At 46.9% G+C, this 17023-nt stretch carries 14 protein-coding genes; 6 read left to right on the forward strand and 8 right to left on the reverse strand.

From position 1 onward, the window contains the following. Window positions 1–11: 11 nt before the first annotated feature. A complete protein-coding gene (gene metB / locus MJO46_RS10420) occupies window positions 12–1175 on the reverse strand; it encodes a cystathionine gamma-synthase (protein WP_253989249.1) in 1164 nt (387 codons plus the stop codon). A 212-nt stretch (window positions 1176–1387) separates the two neighbouring features. Here metB and metJ point away from each other — a divergent pair, with 212 nt between their 5' ends. Together metJ and MJO46_RS10430 are read left to right on the forward strand one after the other, a co-directional pair. After that, a complete protein-coding gene (gene metJ, locus MJO46_RS10425) occupies window positions 1388–1702 on the forward strand; it encodes a met regulon transcriptional regulator MetJ (protein WP_198782166.1) in 315 nt (104 codons plus the stop codon). A gap of 107 nt (window positions 1703–1809) precedes the next feature. Then, window positions 1810–2553, forward strand: coding sequence for a sulfite exporter TauE/SafE family protein (locus MJO46_RS10430; protein WP_253989250.1), 744 nt, complete (start codon window positions 1810–1812; stop codon window positions 2551–2553). A 142-nt stretch (window positions 2554–2695) separates the two neighbouring features. Here the strand turns inward: MJO46_RS10430 and nrfD are convergent, their stop codons facing one another. From nrfD to MJO46_RS10450, 4 genes are all read right to left on the reverse strand, one after another. Then, window positions 2696–3643, reverse strand: a complete 948-nt coding sequence (gene nrfD / locus MJO46_RS10435; protein WP_253989251.1) for an NrfD/PsrC family molybdoenzyme membrane anchor subunit — start codon at window positions 3641–3643, stop codon at window positions 2696–2698. A gap of 2 nt (window positions 3644–3645) precedes the next feature. Then, the gene (locus MJO46_RS10440; RefSeq protein ID WP_253989252.1) at window positions 3646–4212 is read right to left on the reverse strand and encodes a 4Fe-4S dicluster domain-containing protein; all 567 of its coding nucleotides are present in this window, start codon (window positions 4210–4212) and stop codon (window positions 3646–3648) included. 12 nt (window positions 4213–4224) lie between these two features. Next, entirely contained in the window at window positions 4225–6507 is a 2283-nt protein-coding gene (phsA, locus tag MJO46_RS10445) for a thiosulfate reductase PhsA (RefSeq protein WP_253989253.1), read from the reverse strand. Between the two features lie 379 nt (window positions 6508–6886). Further along, window positions 6887–7504 carry a pentapeptide repeat-containing protein gene (locus MJO46_RS10450; protein WP_253989254.1) on the reverse strand — a complete coding sequence of 206 codons (618 nt, stop codon included), beginning with the start codon at window positions 7502–7504 and terminating at the stop codon, window positions 6887–6889. A gap of 520 nt (window positions 7505–8024) precedes the next feature. Between MJO46_RS10450 and MJO46_RS10455 the strand changes: the two genes are divergently transcribed. From MJO46_RS10455 to fliB, 4 genes are all read left to right on the forward strand, one after another. After that, a complete protein-coding gene (locus MJO46_RS10455; protein WP_253989255.1) occupies window positions 8025–9128 on the forward strand; it encodes a phosphoribosylaminoimidazolesuccinocarboxamide synthase in 1104 nt (367 codons plus the stop codon). 624 nt (window positions 9129–9752) lie between these two features. Next, window positions 9753–10895: a RelA/SpoT domain-containing protein gene (locus MJO46_RS10460; RefSeq protein ID WP_253989256.1), complete on the forward strand. Its 1143-nt coding sequence runs from the start codon at window positions 9753–9755 to the stop codon at window positions 10893–10895. Window positions 10896–11610: 715 nt separating this feature from the next. Further along, window positions 11611–13188: a cryptochrome/photolyase family protein gene (locus MJO46_RS10465; protein WP_253989257.1), complete on the forward strand. Its 1578-nt coding sequence runs from the start codon at window positions 11611–11613 to the stop codon at window positions 13186–13188. Window positions 13189–13364: 176 nt separating this feature from the next. After that, window positions 13365–14546, forward strand: a complete 1182-nt coding sequence (gene fliB / locus MJO46_RS10470) for a flagellin lysine-N-methylase (protein WP_253989258.1) — start codon at window positions 13365–13367, stop codon at window positions 14544–14546. Between the two features lie 53 nt (window positions 14547–14599). Here fliB and MJO46_RS10475 read toward each other — a convergent pair whose 3' ends face one another. The 3 genes from MJO46_RS10475 to MJO46_RS10485 form a co-directional block, all read right to left on the reverse strand. After that, window positions 14600–15076, reverse strand: coding sequence for a hypothetical protein (locus tag MJO46_RS10475; protein ID WP_253989259.1), 477 nt, complete (start codon window positions 15074–15076; stop codon window positions 14600–14602). A 103-nt stretch (window positions 15077–15179) separates the two neighbouring features. Further along, complete coding sequence (locus MJO46_RS10480) at window positions 15180–15731, reverse strand: response regulator transcription factor (RefSeq protein WP_253989260.1); 552 nt, start codon at window positions 15729–15731, stop codon at window positions 15180–15182. Beyond that, the gene (locus tag MJO46_RS10485; RefSeq protein WP_253989261.1) at window positions 15728–17017 is read right to left on the reverse strand and encodes a sensor histidine kinase KdpD; all 1290 of its coding nucleotides are present in this window, start codon (window positions 17015–17017) and stop codon (window positions 15728–15730) included. The genes MJO46_RS10480 and MJO46_RS10485 overlap by 4 nt, the downstream gene beginning before the upstream one ends. Window positions 17018–17023: the final 6 nt, after the last annotated feature.

A 17023-nucleotide genomic window follows, 5' to 3' on the forward strand; every position in this document is an offset into this window, starting at 1 on the left:
CTATTATTCCTCTACTGACAAGCCGCAGCGGCGGCTAATCCTGCTTGAATATCTGCAACTAAATCGGCGGCATCTTCAATACCCACCGATAAACGTAATAGGGTGTCCTTAATGCCCGCCTCGAAGCGCGCCTGCGGCTCCATGGCTCTGTGGGTCATAGTGGCGGGCACGGCCACTAAACTTTCGACGCCACCTAAACTTTCCGCCACGCTAAATAAGCTGAGTGCACCTAAAAAGGCCACCACTTCGGCCTCGCCGCCCTTAAGCTCAAAACTCAGCATAGCGCCAAAGCCCTTCTGTTGCTTGGCGGCAATCGCGTGACCTGGATGATCCGCAAGCCCTGGGTAATAAACTTTACTCACCACAGGGCTTTGGGTTAATACCTCAACAATGCGCTGGGCATTGGCTTGATGCTCGCGAATGCGCACAGCGAGAGTGCGTAGGCCGCGCAGGGTTAAGTAACTATCAAATGCTGAGCCCGTTAAACCTAGAGTGTTCGACCACCAATGTAAGCTTTCACCGATTTGTGCATCTTTGGCGACCACAGCGCCGCCAACCACATCGCTGTGACCATTGATATATTTAGTAGTGGAGTGGATAACGATATCCGCGCCTAACAATAGGGGTTGTTGCAATATCGGCGATAAAAAGGTGTTATCAACCACCACCAGTGCGCCGACCTCATGGCTCGCCTTGGCAATGGCTTCGATATCCACCACACGCAATAACGGGTTCGATGGGGTTTCGAGCCACACCATCTTAGGATTCTGCGCGATAGCGGCGGCTAACGCTTGGCTGTCGGTTTGATCGACCACAATCAGCTTAAACTGGCCTTTCTTCGCCAAGTTGGTAAATAAACGGTAGGAACCGCCGTAACAATCGTGGGGCACGACCAATAGATCATCGGGGCCAAGCAAAGTCGCCACTAAGGTAATGGCCGCCATGCCAGTGCAGGTCACTATGCCAGTCGCGCCCTTTTCTAATTGGGCTAATGCTTCACCTAAAATGCAGCGAGTTGGATTGCCTGAACGGCTGTAATCAAATTCGCGGGGATTTTTATGACCATCGAAGGCGTAATTAGTCGACAAATAAATCGGTGGCACAACTGCGCCATATTGAGTATCGCTTTCGATACCCTGACGCACTGCCAGTGTGGCTAATTGACGCTCTGCCATGGGTGGACTCCTAAATTCGGTAGACTGATAGAGATGTCTGGACGTCTAAATGTACCTAAGCCCAACCCTATCGTCAATAGGCGTTAAGACGTTTAGACGTCTAAACATAAAGAAATCTGTTTGCAATCCCCAAGAAATAGTAGCAATAATTTGACTGTTGTTTGTAAGGGTTTAAAATCTGCCCCGAATTTAGCGTTATAACAGGTGAGTCAATGACTGAATGGAATGGGGAATACATCAGCCCCTATGCTGAACATGGCAAGAAGAATGAACAAGTAAAAAAAATTACTGTGTCTATTCCGCTCAAGGTGCTTAAGGTCCTCACGGACGAACGTACTCGTCGTCAGGTCAATAATTTGCGTCACGCCACCAACAGCGAGCTGTTGTGTGAGGCATTCTTGCATGCCTATACAGGCCAGCCATTGCCTGATGATGCCGACCTCTCAAAGGACTGCCCCGACAGTATTCCAGCAGAAGCTAAACGCCTGATGGACGAAATGGGAATAGAGTGGGAAGACATGGAGTAACGCTCAGGCGTCCATAATCCTGCCGTAACTAATTATTAGGGATCGTTAATGCTCATCCACTGTGGTGGGCTAAAGTAACGATCCCTATTTTGTTTTGATGGAATCCTATGTTTTCCTTGATAGATCCACAAACGCTTGCCATCGCGTCTGTGATTGTGTTTTTAGGGGCCCTCACCCAGAGTCTGATTGGCTTTGGCCTTGCCGTGGTTGCCAGCCCTTTACTCTATATTGTCGATCCCCAATTAGTGCCCGCCCCCGTAATTGTGATGGGATTTTCCATCGCGCTACTCACCCTATTGCGTGAGCGCGGCCACTTAGAATTCAATGGCTTGCAATATGCGCTCCTAGGTCGCGTGCCCGGCGGTTTTATCGGCGCAAGCCTATTGCTATTTGCACCTCAAGCTATCCTTGGCCTTGCGATTGCCGCCATTGTGACTGTCGCAGTTATCCTCAGCCTGTATAAATTCAGCCTGCCGGTAAATAAGAAAACCCTCTTCGGCGCGGGTGTCGTCTCGGGGATTTTTGGCAATATTGCCGCTATTGGTGGGCCGCCGATGGCAATTTTATTATCGGGTAAAGATGCCTCGCAATTTCGTGCCGCACTATCGGCCTTCTTTATCTTTAGTTCGACCATTGCCTTGGCGATTCTTGGGGTGACGGGCCTACTCGAAATCAAGCACTTTTGGCTGTCGCTAATGCTATTGCCCTCGGTCTTTTTAGGCTATCTCGTGGCGGGCAAACTGGTGGGAAATGTGGATAAACATAAGACCAAGATGGCGACCTTAGCCCTCTGCGCTATCAGCGCCTTAGTGCTCACGGTCAAATCAGTGATTGAGTTATTACCGCAATAACCTCCTGCCAATTGCAACCAATCGCAGCCATAAAAAAAGCACCGTTTAACGGTGCTTTTTGTTGCTGTGGATACGAGCTGTCATCCATTCGAGCATCACTTAATCGCATTTAAGTGATACTTATTGCTCTAGCATCAATACGTTAGCTTAAGTAGCTTTGGCCCGCATACACAATAAAGTGTCTTAAGGCGAGTACGCCCGTTAAGCTCGCACAGGCCACCATAATCATCGCGCCCTTAGTGTGGCGAGTCGCGGCGGGTAGTAGCATAAACAGCAACGGAATACCAAAGCCAATTCCGACAACGCCTATCCAGAACACGCTTGCCCATAACCCAGAAGTTAACGATGCTAAGGCCGCAGCCGCCGCGCCGCCCTTAAAGTACAAGGCGCAGAACAACATAAACAGGAACATGATTTCGATTGCCATCACTGGCAATTCTAAGCCATGCATTTTGGCTAAGGTCTTGTCGTGGCTATCGGTCTTAAACAACAAGAGTGCCAGTACCGCATTTGCCGCAGCGCCCGCCGATAGACCTGACACTAAAAACAGCGCAGGCAGTACCGCAGTGTTGAGCATAGGATAAGCATTCATCGCCGAAATTAAGAAGCCAGTGTAAGCCCCTACGCCAATGGCGAGGACAAACAACAATACTTCCATTAGCTTTCTAAATGGCATAAGTAACTTAGCGATAGGCGTTAAGAAACCCAAACCCCATTTTGGTAAGTCATCCCGCAGCACAATAATGGCGTATGCAAAGGCCAAGGGAGAATACGCCAGCAGCGCCAACACCCCGATTGCCATCACAGACTGGAAGTTATAGTTAATCAAGATTAACCAGAAATGGAATGGCTTAGTTAAGTCAAACACTAAACAAACTAGACCTAAGCTAATTGCCACAGGCCCAATAATGGCTGCCGCCTTAAGAATACTGCTTTCGGCTCCCGCGCTGAGCTCCTTATTCGCCCAGCGCAAACCAATGCCAATTAATAAACTGCCCGCGGATAACCCCGCCATAAACAGGTAAACGGCGATGACCCAGTGCCAAGTGACGGGATCATATTGCGCCATATCGCCCCAAGTATTGTTCATAATCAAATCCCCCCTCTTTTGGTAGGAACGCGATACACCCTAGGTTTAGTGCCCAAATGGGTTTTATCTTGGTAAGTGATTTTGGTATTGAGCATGATGGCCACTTCACTCTTAGGATCATTGGCATCGCCAAACACAAGCGCATCGGTTGGACACACAGTCACACAGGCAGGCTCTTCGCCCCGTGCTAAACGCGTATCCTTACAGAAGTTACACTTATCCGCCGCCTTGGTTTCTGGGTTCATAAAGCGCACTTTGTAGGGACATGCCGCCACGCAGTACATACAGCCGACACACTTCTCGGTATGGATAGAGATAATGCCATCTTCACCCACATAGGCTGCGCCCGTTGGGCACACCTTAACGCAAGGCGCATCTTCACACTGCTGACAAGATACCCTGTGGTATTTAAAGTGCAGATTGGGCATTTCGCCATAGGGCCCTTCGACTCTCACCTGCAAACGGGTCACCCCTTCTGGTACGCCATTTTCACTGCGACACGCCACGTTACAAGCTTGGCAGCCGATGCACTTGTTCTCATCGTGCACCATCACATATCTTTTCGTCATTTGAGCCTCCAATTAGCGTTTTGCCAGCGTGACGCCAGTGGTGTGTACCGTCATGCCACACACAGGTGCGGTAACGTGGGGCAGTAAGTTTCCGCAGTGGATACCTTTGCCTGTCGCTCTAACCAACTCTTTGTTTTTAGAACCAAAGCCCATATAAGCAAACACAGTATCTTGGCGAATGCCCGGCGTGACTAAGGCATGGCCTTCTTCTGTGCCAACACTGCTGGTGAGGCGGATTGGGTCGCCATTACTGATCCCTAATTTGCCCGCAGTGACGGGGTGAACCCACACAGCGTTATCCGACATCAGGTTAGCGAGCATAGGCACATTGTGGGTGGCGCCATTGGTGTGCACCGCCACTTTGCCTTGGATAAAGTACAGCTCATCTGCTTTTTTAAGATTCACTTCGCGGAACTTGATCACCCCACGGCCCGGTGCCATGGCTTCCACTTTCGCGGAGGTCAATTCAATCTTGCCGCTCGGGGTTTTAAAGCTGAGTAAGCTACCGTAGGTGCCGTCTTCATCCGCAGGTTTGGCACTGGCATAGGCCTTGGTAAATTCGGCCACCATCTTAGGTTCGCGCAACATAATCGGCTTACCGAAGCTGACAAAACCTTCGTCTTTGATGCGGCGCAGCAGCTCTGTGTCGCGGTTTACCTGCAGCATTTGCAGGGTTTCCATGTTATCCCAAGGGTAGAATTCACTTAGCCCTAGTTTATGGCCGATATCTTTAAAGATTTGCCATGAAGGACGTGTATCACCTAAGGTTTCAACGACCCGTTGGCGCACATAGTAGGCAGGGTTTTTACCTGACTTGTCAGCGATTTCTTCATCACGTTCAAGATAAGTCGACTCAGGTAAAATCACGTCGGCATAGGCGGCGGTTTCGCTGATATACACATCACACACGGCGATAAAGTCGAGCTTTTTCATCGCTTCAACAACGCGCGCCCTGTCGGTCATGGTTTGCATTGGGTTAGTGCGGGACATCACCCAGCCGTGTAACTGGTAGGGCACAGCGCTTAAGGTGGCATCGAGAATGGTTTGGTAAACCCCTCCCGCAGACCACATCATGGCGTATTGCTCTTCCACTTGGTCGATACGTTTTGCCGCAGGCTTTGGCATATCTTTTACGCCGGGCTTACCCAGCACGGGGGCCACATTTTCACCGGCGAGCTTGTTATAATCACCGGGTTTCTGGCCGATATAAATCCCGCCCTTACGCTCAATGTTACCAATCAAGACGTTGGCGGCGTACAGGGCGCGGCGCATCTCAAACTCTTCGGTGGTAAAGGTGGCTCTGTGACCAAAATCGACCACGGCATGGGGCGCTTTCGCGGCATATTCGTGGGCGATGCGGCGAATGTCCTTGGCAGGTACATCGGAGATGGTTTCAGCCCATTCAGGGGTATAGGCTTTCACTTCGGCGGCAAAGGCTTCAAAACCTTCCACATAACGCGCGACAAAGGCCTTGTCGTAAAGATTATCTTCAATCAATACATGGCATAACGCCAAGGCGACGGCTACATCGGTGCCAGGACGAATCGCGTACCATTCATCGGCTTTATCGGCAACCACAGAGAATCTTGGCTCGAACACCACCAGCTTGGCGCCTTTATCCATTTGCGCCGTCATCATGCCGCGAGTTTCAGACATGTTAATGCCTTCGTACAGGTTATGGCCGAAGTTAATGATGTATTTAGAGTTACTTAAATCGCGTTTCACCTTAGTGCCAAAAATGGCTTTTGCGGCAATTTCATAACCACCGGGGCACGTCGACGCGTGGGTAAAGGTATTTGGGCTACCAAAGGCGGTCGCTAGATGGAATAGATGCTTTTCCTGTGAGCCCGATTTTGACGAGAATGCCACGGCCTCTGGGCCGTGAGCTTGCTTGATTTTAGTGAGATTATCAGCAATCAGTTGATAAGCTTCATCCCAGCTAATCTCTGCCCATTTGCCCTCGCCGCGCTCACCGACCCGCTTTAAGGGTTTAACAATACGCTGTGGATCGTACAATAAACTATGGCCTGCACCGCCACGGGCGCACACTTTACCGCCAAAGGATTTAGCGGCCTTGTTGCCACTAATGAAGACGTTTTTACCCTCAATCACCCGCGCCGAAATCGGGCAACGGGTCGAACACATCTCGCAAATACTGGCAATGTCTTTGCCCATACCCTTTAGCTGCTTATTCTCTAATGCCGCTAAGCTGCCCGGCAGCAGACTGGCTAAAGCGCAGGTTGCCCCGCTCGCCCCTGCTCCCTTTAAAAAGGTTCGCCTATTAAGCTCAATCATGGTTACCTCCATCACGCTCATCCACCCTTATGCGCCAATTGGCACACGCAAACTTAGGCTTTGGGTCACCACTGCGGTGAAACACTAAATTTGCTCACAGGTTTTTAGTTATTAATGCCAATGCCTAAAGAAACGCTGGCATTTTGCTGTTCCGGAGTGATTGTTATCTCTTAATGAGTAGGCGGATATTGTGGTAAACCACATAGGCAAGTTGAGTGTGATCTGCGGCAACTAAAAGTTAAAAATGTTCTAAAAAATCGTGAATAGGATCAATAGAATTGGCGAGCCATTTGGGGATAAACCCGCCTGAATTTTGAGATAAAAAACGATCTTAAAAAAATCTAAAAAGTTATCAAAGAGAGGTTGGCCATATCGCAGCTTAATCGACTAGCGTGATCTCTAAGCCGTTAAGCAAACTAATCGCTTCGTCACGGCTAAACTTAGCACCTTTGATTTTATTGTTAAAAATGTCGATATCGTAATTGGTGGCCTCGCTGAAATCTGCTCCTAATAACTGCGTTCGGCCAAACAGACTATGGCTAAAATCCGTGTAGGTGAAATTGGCTCGATTAAAGCTGCCCTCGCGAAAATCGACATCATGGGCCTTGCACTCTTCGATGATAATTTCATCGAGCAACAGGCCCATAAATGAGCTGTCATTGAGTATGCATTGCTTAAAAGAAAAGGGCGCGGCAAAGGATAAACGCGGCCATGCGGCGCGGGTCCAGTCGATACCGACTAACTTACATTCGGCAAATTCAACGGCGTTAAACTGGCATTGGGGCACTTTCACTAAGCTCAAGTTACAACGCACAAAGCGGCACTCGATAAACTGACACTTACGGAAAGTGCTCTCGCTAAAATGACAATCGACAAACTCGCAATCCTCAAACTCGATGCCCTGCCACTCCTGCGCATTCTCGGATAAGCCACTAAACTGTTCAGATAAAAAATGGCTACCCTGTGGTGCCGCCCTTTGGCCAATCCTAAATGCCATTACCTACCCCTTGATAAAATGATCCCAATGCCATAATTCCACAGACATTATTCAACGGCCAATTGCGCCATCATCAATAAACCTTAGAATTTTGTCCACTGCGTCGCACAAATAGCCATGGTAAATTTCGTCAAAAACGGTAGAATGTCGGCACTTTTTCGCGGCAGTCTAGAACAAGGTTCTCTCGGATTAATGGTTAGCATTTTCGAGCAAAATGGCACGGGCCCAGCCCGCTTTAGCAGACCACTTTCACTGTGGTGCCAACCTTGCCCTGCGTTTGTTTCATCCCTTGCCTTATCTCCAACAAACACCATTCAAACACCGCCCGAAAACAAAATTTTTGCTGTTCAAGATTTAACATCAAACCCTACCAATGGACTTTCCCTGTTAAATGGTAAGCCTTTGGTAAATAATAAAAAGGTTGTACTAAACAAGGCGCTCGCTCGAAGCATGGCCCTAGTGCAAACCGATACCTATAAAAACCTTATCCCTACACTCTCTATCCTAAGGAATACTCGTCATGAGTCTTGCTGATTCCGTATTAGCCGTAAACAACGATTTGCCTATCCGCACCGACAGCCCAGTCCATAGCGGCAAGGTACGTAGCGTTTACTGGCTAACCGACGCCGACAGCCGCCGTTTAATCAAAACCAAGGGCTACAATGTGCCCGAAGATACGCCACTCGCCATTATGGTGATTAGCGATCGCATCTCCGCCTTCGATTGCATCTTCCACGGTGAAGGTGGTCTCAAAGGCATTCCCGGTAAAGGCGCGGCATTAAATGCCATTTCTAATCATTGGTTTAAGTTATTTGCTGAAAACGGCCTAGCCGACAGCCATATTTTAGATATTCCGCATCCGTTTGTTTGGATAGTCCAAAAAGCCCGCCCGATTAAAGTCGAGGCCATTTGCCGCCAATACATTACCGGCTCCATGTGGCGCGCCTACTCTAAGGGCGAGCGCGTATTCTGTGGTATCACACTGCCAGAAGGCTTAGAGAAAGATCAAAAGCTGCCTGATTTGTTAATCACCCCATCGACTAAGGGTATTTTAACCGGTATTCCGGGTGTGCCGGCGCAGGACGACGTCAACATCAGCCGCAGCGATATCGAAGCCAACTACCAAGCCTTTGGCTTTGAAAAGTTAGAAGATATCGATCTGTACGAAAAGCTATTAAAAGATGGCTTTAAAGTGATTTCAAAAGCGCTGGCCGACATTGACCAAGTGTTTGTGGACACTAAATTTGAGTTTGGTTATGTCACCGACAAAGATGGCAATTCAAAACTGATTTATATGGATGAAGTGGGCACCCCAGATTCATCCCGCATTTGGGACGGCGCCGCCTACCGCGATGGTAAAATCCTTGAAAACTCTAAGGAAGGCTTCCGTCAGTTCCTGTTAAATCATTTCCCAGATCCTGATATTCTGCTCAACAAAGACAGAATGCCAGAGCGTGAGGCCCTAGCCCGCGATAATGACCTACCACTTGAGGCCATGATGCAAGTGTCACGCACTTATACCGGCATCGCCGAGAAGGTGACTGGCGCGGCGATCCCGCTGCCAGCGAATCCAAAGGCAGATATTATTAAGATACTCAAAGATGAGTATGATCTGATTGTTTAATCAGCTCTGCTGTGGTTAGGGGGTTACCCTCAACCTAAATTGAAAAAGGCGCTTAGGCGCCTTTTTTGTTTGCTTCGAAAACTGTGTTTGAATTGAGTAGTTATTTTCTTAAGAATAAGTCTTAGGAGGCAAGACTAACAATTGTCCAAACTTCGTTTGGATCAAAGTCGTGGGGCTTCACCCCACACCCGACCAAGGAGGACTGCTCGTCCTATCCTCCTTGGATGCTCCAAGACGCCCCTAACGGAGTTGAAAGCCCCTTGGGCATTAAGCGTTCTTATGCTACCGCGTCAGACGCTCGTCCCTGATTCGACTGACGCTATCTCGGCATCCATGCCTCGCTCACGCAACGAACGCAAATGCCCTGCGGCAACTCCGAGGGGATGGTGCATTCCTTAGGATTTGGTGTTATCCCGAACTTTCGGTAAAGTCTCACTTTTACTGCATGGAAAATTGTTGAAAACTCATCACAATGGACACTAAAATACTGATATGTAATAATTATTTACTTATTTCGTTCAAGTTCCCAGCCAATTACGGTTTAGGTTTCATAAGAAGTTCGGGTAATGTACTTTTAGTTGCTTTTCAGTAAATTTAAGCATTAAAAATATAGATGGAGTAAATTTGAATACACTTAAAAGAAGTATGGCTTACCTTGAGAAAGAGGCTGACCAAATGGAACATTGTAAGTTGATTTATTCAAAGAAAGCGGTTCAAAGAGCAGGTGAAAAGCTAATTATTGATAACATCATTAATGATGATCCTAATGGATACAAGGAAAGCATGGAGATCCTTTCAAACTGGAGATCCAGTCATGTAAATGCGCTCAAGCACATGTCAAATGTTATTCAATTAGCTTGTGATAAAATTGATAAAAAGCATATTGTTGTATCCAGATTAAAACGAACACCATCAATTATAAATAAGCTAAAACGTTTCGATGGAATGAAACTGAGAAATATGCAGGATATTGCAGGTTGCCGAGCAATATTAGCAACTACAAAAAATGTCTATAAATTACGTAGGGAGTTAAATAAAAATAGAATGTTTAAGGTTACTGATTATATTGAAAACCCCAAAGAGGATGGCTATAGAGGTATTCATCTAATCGGAAAATATAAAGACGAAGATAATGGTGTTGACTATCCAGTCGAAATCCAGTTAAGAAGTACTATTCAACATTCATGGGCAACAGCGATTGAAATTGTAGACCTTTTCACTAACCAAAGCTTAAAAAGTAATAAAGGTGAAAAAGAATGGTTAGAATTCTTTAAGCTTGCAAGCAATGAGTTCAGCAAAATAGAAGAAAGAACTCAAGAAGATGTTTTTGAGTCATTGATGTTGACTGTTTCTTATATAAAAAAATTGGATATTTATAAAAAATTCCATGCTTTTGCTAACTCATTAAAAACAATAGAAGAGCAAATGGAAATCGTTGATGATAGTTATAACTTGATAAGAGTTGACTTTTCAAAGAGTACAGTAAATGTATGGAACTACCCTGATGATTTATTCTCTGAGGCAGCGAAAAATTATTTAATTCTTGAAAAAGAAGCAGCAAAAAATCCAAGCTTTGTTGTCGCTTTAGTATCATCGTCTTCCATAAATAATCTAAAAGAAGCCTTTCCTAACTATTTTGCAGACTCTGGTATTTTTATTAAGAATCTTAAGGAAATTGAACAAAAATATATACGTTATCAAGAAATGCAACCAAACTGGTTTTCACGTTGGCTGGCATTAGCTGGGTTTACGGGGAAAAAGGAATAAAACAGATAACATGAAAAATTGAAAAGATCGGACATATGGTCATCTCAAGAAAAGATGAGACAGGCATAACTCTTATGGGATTAACAGCCGACACTGCCCCTACAGAAGTTCACCCCCCTCGGAGTTGCCGCTGGGCATTTGTGTTCGTTGCGTGAGCGAGGCATGGTCGTTCTCGTGCATCAGACCCATAGGGAAATGGGAAATGTCAGAATGATGTATGGAACATCATTGACCATGCACTTCACGACATTCAGGCATCCTGCCTATCAGATGCCGAGATAGCGTCAGTCGAATCAGGGACGAGCGTCTGACGCGATAGCATAAGGACGCTAAATGCCCAAGGGGCTTTCAACTCCGTTAGGGGCGTCTTGGAGCATCCAAGGGCGAAGGCCAACGGCCGTTTTGAGCGCGAGATAGGGATATCGAGCTGGTAGTTTAACATGGACGTTTTTGATAGGACGAGCAGTCCTCCTTGGTCGGGTGTGGGGTGAAGCCCCACGACTTTGCTTTAATAAATCTCCCGATTAAAGATAAGGGTCGGGGTTTTATCCCTCAAAATTATGAGTGGCTCTAAATCGCCAAACTGTAGATAACCTAAGCATGGTTTGCGCTCAACGCATTGCAGTAACGACAGCTAAAATACCCTTTTAGCTGATCCCACCACCCCATATCATCGTAATCCCAATTGCAAAGATCATTCACCAGAGTCCACCTAATGCAATTACGGCAGCAATCACAGCGGCAATTACAGCACTTCCATACGGTTAGGCTAATTTTAGGCGATCAGCTTAACGCCGAGCATACTTGGTATCAGCAAGTCGATCCTAAGGTGCTGTATTTAATCGCAGAATTGCATCAAGAAAACACTTATGTGACGCACCATGTGCAAAAAATTTGTGCGTTTTTCAGCGCCATGGCGCAGTTTGCCAGCGAGCTTTGCGCTGCTGGGCATCAAGTGCGTTACCTCACCCTCGACGATACCCAAGACTTTGCCGATCTTAATGCCTTGCTCCAACACTATATCGCCGAAACGGGTGCGATGAAGTTTGAATATCAACGGCCTGACGAATATCGACTACTCGCGCAATTAAGCCAGCTAAAGTTGGCTAATGCCGTAGTGAACTGCGTCGATACCGAGCACTTTTTATTACCCTTTGGTGAGATTGATAGGGAGTTTCCCCAGGGGCAGCACAGGCTGATGGAGCATTTTTATCGGCGAATGCGCAAAAGATTCAATATCTTAATGGAGGATGGAAAACCTGCCGGTGGACAATGGAATTTTGATGCAAGCAATAGGCAAAAGCTTAAATCCCAAGATATTAAATCATTACCTACACCCTTGATATTTGGCCACAATGTGGAAGAGATTCTCACCCGCCTTAAACGCCATGGGATTAATACTATGGGGAAGGCGGATACGCATTTACTTTGGCCGATAAACCGCGCACAAAGCCTAGAGCTGCTTAGGCATTTTTGTGAATATTGCCTACCCGCCTTTGGCCGTTTTCAAGATGCGATGACCCAGCAACATCCGGCGCAGTGGAGTCTGTACCATAGTCGGCTTTCCTTTAGCCTAAACGCAAAACTTATCAGCCCATTAGAAGTGATTAATGCGGTGATTGAGCACTATCATGCCAACCCAAAAATCGAGATAGCCCAAGTCGAAGGTTTTGTTCGGCAAATCCTCGGCTGGCGTGAATATGTGCGAGGCATCTATTGGGCGAATATGCCCGGATACGCCGGCATTAATGCCCTCGAGGCCGCACGCAGGCTGCCCAACTACTTTTGGGATGGCAAAACTTCCATGAATTGCCTGCATCATGCTTTATCTCAATCACTGGATTTTGCCTATGCCCATCATATTCAACGCTTGATGGTGATTGGCAACTTTTGTCTATTGACCGAAATCGCCCCCGATGAGGTGGATAAATGGTACTTAGGCGTGTATGTGGATGCGATTGAATGGGTCGAAATGCCCAATACTCGCGGCATGGCGCTATTTGCCGATGGCGGTATTGTCGGCACTAAACCCTATGCCGCGAGCGGCAGTTATATCAATAAAATGAGCGACTATTGCTCCGGATGCCATTATCAGATTAACGCCCGCAGCGGCGAATCAGCCTGCCCGTTAAATAGCCTATATTGGCGCTTTATGGATAAACACCGCGCACAGCTGTCCCACAATCCGCGCATCGCCATGCTTTACCGCACTTGGGATAAAACCGAGGATTCGGTTAAACAGGCGATATTGGCCACGGCGGAGCAGCATTTAGCCCACCTTGAACGGCTATAACGACTTAGCGACTCCCAATATTCGAGAGTCACAACGGCAATTTAGCGCTGATGACCAGATAATTAATCTCTATTATTTAGCGAGTTAAATTCCAAAACGCTTAATCTCAAATGGCGCAAACTACATTGATTTGTTACCTTTATGTTTAGTGAACATTAGAAAGAATCAATAGCCCAATGGATAACCTCATCATAAAACCAAGCTATGTAACGCTGTTCAATTGCATAGGTGCTGCATGCGAAGACAGTTGCTGTAGCGATTGGACGATCACTTTCGATAAAAAGAGCTATAAAAATACCATTAAAAATCCTCAACTGGCGGCAATTGCAAAAATAGCGTTTGTTGAAATAAAAACAGATGCCGATCGTTGGGCACAAATAAAACTCAATCCCCAAGGAACATGCCCATTTGTCAATGAGCATAAGCTTTGTAATATTCATGCAAAAGCGGGGGAAAAAGCCCTTAGTGACACCTGCCGAACCTATCCACGGACCCATAATATTTTTGGCGGGACTAAATATGAGAGCCTATCGCTATCGTGCCCTGAAGTCGCTCGCTTAGTGTTATTTAACCAAGATGCTTTTCAATTTGATGTAAACACAAGTGGAATAAAACGACAGTCATCGCCAAGTCCCCTTTGGTTAGAAAAGACCTATGAATACAGCCTAGATCTGTTAATTAATTTGGGGCTAGATTGGCAACAGGCACTAATGGCAATTGGTTTTTTAATTAAAGTCAGTGACCAAGTTCGCCAAGATGAACTGCCAATATCAGAGATAGATAAACGCTTTCAACAACTCAAATTATTTGCAGAGTCAAAATTGATAACGGAGCAATATCAAAAAATTCCCTACACACCGCAACCTCAAATGCGGGCTTTTCTCTCGGTACACGACCAATTATGCAAGTCCCATTCTAGAAGTTTAAGACCTCGATTTACGTCACTAAATGAAGCGATTGCCTTATTGTGCAATGAACAAAATGACTATCAAATTGACGCATTAAATAATGCATGGGATGAGTATGCTATGCCTGCTCTTGTTAATCATCCCGATCTCTTTGACCGATACATTTTATACTCGATTTATCATAATCACTTTCCATTTATAGATACTCAGCAACCTTGGGTAGCATTCCGCTTACTCGTACTAGACTGTTTTATGGTCCGCTGCTATCTATCTGCCGTTGCCTATAAAAACAAAGGATTATCAGAAAGCGATATCGTTATGTGTTTTCAGATTTACCATGTTGTACGACAACACCAAGTAAAATTTTCAGAAGGTATAAATGAAACGCTACAAGAGTGCGGTATTGACAGTATTCCGGCCGCAATGAGCTTGTTAAAAACGGCAAATTAGGGCCATAACATAGAGTGTATTATCGCTGGATTGACATGGTCTCTTGATAAGCGCTAACCCTGGCAAAAATACGCATAATTTAATCGACTCCCTTGGCCCCATACCGCGGTCCAACCGTTCACATCGCTCATGTCGCTAAAATAGAGGGTATGGGAGTCAAGGCATGCATCTTGGAAGGGCGCTTTATTGTCGTTAATAAACTGCGCCGATGCGGCCAAAATATCGCTGCATACCTCATCGTCGGCGACTAACCAGATAAAGTCATCACGCCAATCGTCCCGTGCTAAAGCATCTTCGGGGGAATATAAATCCAGTTTTTGTTTTAGTATTTGCCACTGTTCGGGTGTCGCGGAGCATGAGATCACCAACTTATCGTATACCCCAGATCCGCCCGCCCAAAAGGATAAATCAAAATCTAACTGCTGCGGCTCGGGCGCAAATCCCAATAGATTATCAATCACTTGTAAACTTTTGGCCAAATCGGTTTCAGGGCTTCGATAACGCACTTCGATTCCATCATACTTTCGCATACTACTGACTCCTGTAGCCCTTTGGTGACTCTTAACACTATCGTCATTCTAATGATAAAAAATAGATTATTTAATGAGTTATAAAAATTGCCGCCAAACGGCTTTATTTTACCAGCCCGCCTTCACCCACAGGTTTCTTTAATAACTTACGCTGCAAGGTGCGGCGGTGCATACCGAGTTGGCGGGCGGTGGCCGACACATTGCCTTGATTGGCATTGAGCACTTGCTGAATATGTTCCCACTCTAAACGCTTAGGGTTAAGTGGCGAGTCATCGACTTCATCTTCTTGAAGTGTATGGGAATGACTATCCATATCCAATGCTGCAAGCAGAGTTTGGGTATCCACGGGCTTAGCCAAATAGTTATCGGCGCCCAGGCGAATGGCTTCTACCGCAGTGGCAATACTGGCGTAACCTGTGAGCAAGACCATAGTCACCTTGGGCAACAGATTACGCAGTGGCACAATGAGCCCTAGCCCATTCGCCTCGGCAAGTTTCATATCGAGCAAAATATGGCTTGGGCGAAATTCCCGCGCCACCAGCAGAGCATCACTGGCATCGTGGATTAAACGACATTCAAAGCCGTGGCGACTCAGCCTTCGCGCCAAGATATTTGCCAGTGCTTGGTCATCTTCGATAATCAGTAGCCCTTTCATACGCTTGCCTCATCGGTAGTCTGACTCTGCGGCCCTAACACTGAAAAACGGATCTGTGCCACTGTGCCTCCTTGGGGATGATTAGCCAAGATAAGCTCCGCGCCCAGTCGGTTTAAACTCGCATGGCTGAGCAACAGGGCTATGCCTAGACCCTTGGGACTCTCGATTAATAACGTGCCCAGTTGCGGCAATAAAGCGGGGGCGATACCGGCGCCATAATCGCGGATCTGCAGATAGATCTGATCTTCACTTGGTGCTATATCCACACTGATATCCACCTGCGCCGTCCCTAGGGTTTCGGTGCTCGCGCGGGCAGCATTCTCAATCAACGCCATGATCGCTGGGGTTAAGCTCATATCGGTTAAAATGCTGCGCTCGGCGAGTTTTTCGGCAGTGCAGGTCATCAACCACTGGATCTCAGTTTGCGGCATCAACAGCAGTGTTTTCTGCTTAAGCCCATCAATCAACTCACCGAATAACAATGGGCGTTGGCGGCGATCACGAATCGATTCGGTGGCTAAACGCAATTCGGCAAGCGTATGCTCGCAGCGCCCTAGGGCAGTTTCCATCTCTTCTACTAACGCTGAAGCATCGCCACTTTCCTCTTTCACTTCATCGAGTAATAGCCTTAAGGTGGATAGCGGCGTGGCCAATTGATGCGCCATTTGCGCCGAGGCGGTACCCAATGCCAACAGTTGTTCCTGCCGCAATTGCCCCTCGCGCATAAATGCCAATTGCGCATCCTGCCGGCGCATACGTTTAGTGATTAACGCCACGCTGGTTGTCATCACCAAAGCTGAAATCACAAAATTAAACCACATGCCCAAATAGTGGGAACTCATGTCCATGCCATGGTGCTGCATCGGCGATTCGGGCACGGTAAAGATCATCAGACTGTAGGCTAAGGTTGAAATAGCCGTCAGCGCCCAAGGAGCCCATATAGGTAAAGTCACTGCAGCAAGCGCGATGGGCAGCAATAGTAACGAGATAAACGCATTGGTGGCGCCACCGGAAAAGTGCAACCAAGATATCCAAAATAAAGTGTCTAGACTGAGGGCAATAAAGAGGCCACTCTCTTTGGCAAACAAAGGTTTACGCAATGCCAGTGTGAGTGATAGGAATAGGATTTCCAGCACAAGCACATGGACTAATGGCTCCATTTGCAGGCTAAGGCCAAAGGTATCGGCGGCAAACGTAGTCAAGCCAATTTGCAGCAATAGGCCTAAGGTTCGTAACAATGCAACTTGGTCGGCGGCCTGCAGACTGGTGCCTAATATCTTAGTCATAGCCAT

It is taken from the genome of Shewanella sp. KJ2020 (genome assembly GCF_024197625.1).
GTDB lineage: Bacteria > Pseudomonadota > Gammaproteobacteria > Enterobacterales > Shewanellaceae > Shewanella.

What these genes read in the sequence shown, in the direction of transcription:
- MJO46_RS10450 (WP_253989254.1), bottom strand. Translation starts at nt 7,504, where the DNA reads ATGGCATTTAGGATTGGCCAAAGGGCGGCACCACAGGGTAGCCATTTT.
- MJO46_RS10480 (WP_253989260.1), bottom strand. Translation starts at nt 15,731, where the DNA reads ATGAAAGGGCTACTGATTATCGAAGATGACCAAGCACTGGCAAATATC.
- fliB (WP_253989258.1), top strand. Translation starts at nt 13,365, where the DNA reads ATGGATAACCTCATCATAAAACCAAGCTATGTAACGCTGTTCAATTGC.
- nrfD (WP_253989251.1), bottom strand. Translation starts at nt 3,643, where the DNA reads ATGAACAATACTTGGGGCGATATGGCGCAATATGATCCCGTCACTTGG.
- MJO46_RS10465 (WP_253989257.1), top strand. Translation starts at nt 11,611, where the DNA reads ATGCAATTACGGCAGCAATCACAGCGGCAATTACAGCACTTCCATACG.
- metB (WP_253989249.1), bottom strand. Translation starts at nt 1,175, where the DNA reads ATGGCAGAGCGTCAATTAGCCACACTGGCAGTGCGTCAGGGTATCGAA.
- phsA (WP_253989253.1), bottom strand. Translation starts at nt 6,507, where the DNA reads ATGATTGAGCTTAATAGGCGAACCTTTTTAAAGGGAGCAGGGGCGAGC.
- MJO46_RS10455 (WP_253989255.1), top strand. Translation starts at nt 8,025, where the DNA reads ATGAGTCTTGCTGATTCCGTATTAGCCGTAAACAACGATTTGCCTATC.
- MJO46_RS10430 (WP_253989250.1), top strand. Translation starts at nt 1,810, where the DNA reads ATGTTTTCCTTGATAGATCCACAAACGCTTGCCATCGCGTCTGTGATT.
- metJ (WP_198782166.1), top strand. Translation starts at nt 1,388, where the DNA reads ATGACTGAATGGAATGGGGAATACATCAGCCCCTATGCTGAACATGGC.
- MJO46_RS10440 (WP_253989252.1), bottom strand. Translation starts at nt 4,212, where the DNA reads ATGACGAAAAGATATGTGATGGTGCACGATGAGAACAAGTGCATCGGC.
- MJO46_RS10475 (WP_253989259.1), bottom strand. Translation starts at nt 15,076, where the DNA reads ATGCGAAAGTATGATGGAATCGAAGTGCGTTATCGAAGCCCTGAAACC.
- MJO46_RS10485 (WP_253989261.1), bottom strand. Translation starts at nt 17,017, where the DNA reads ATGACTAAGATATTAGGCACCAGTCTGCAGGCCGCCGACCAAGTTGCA.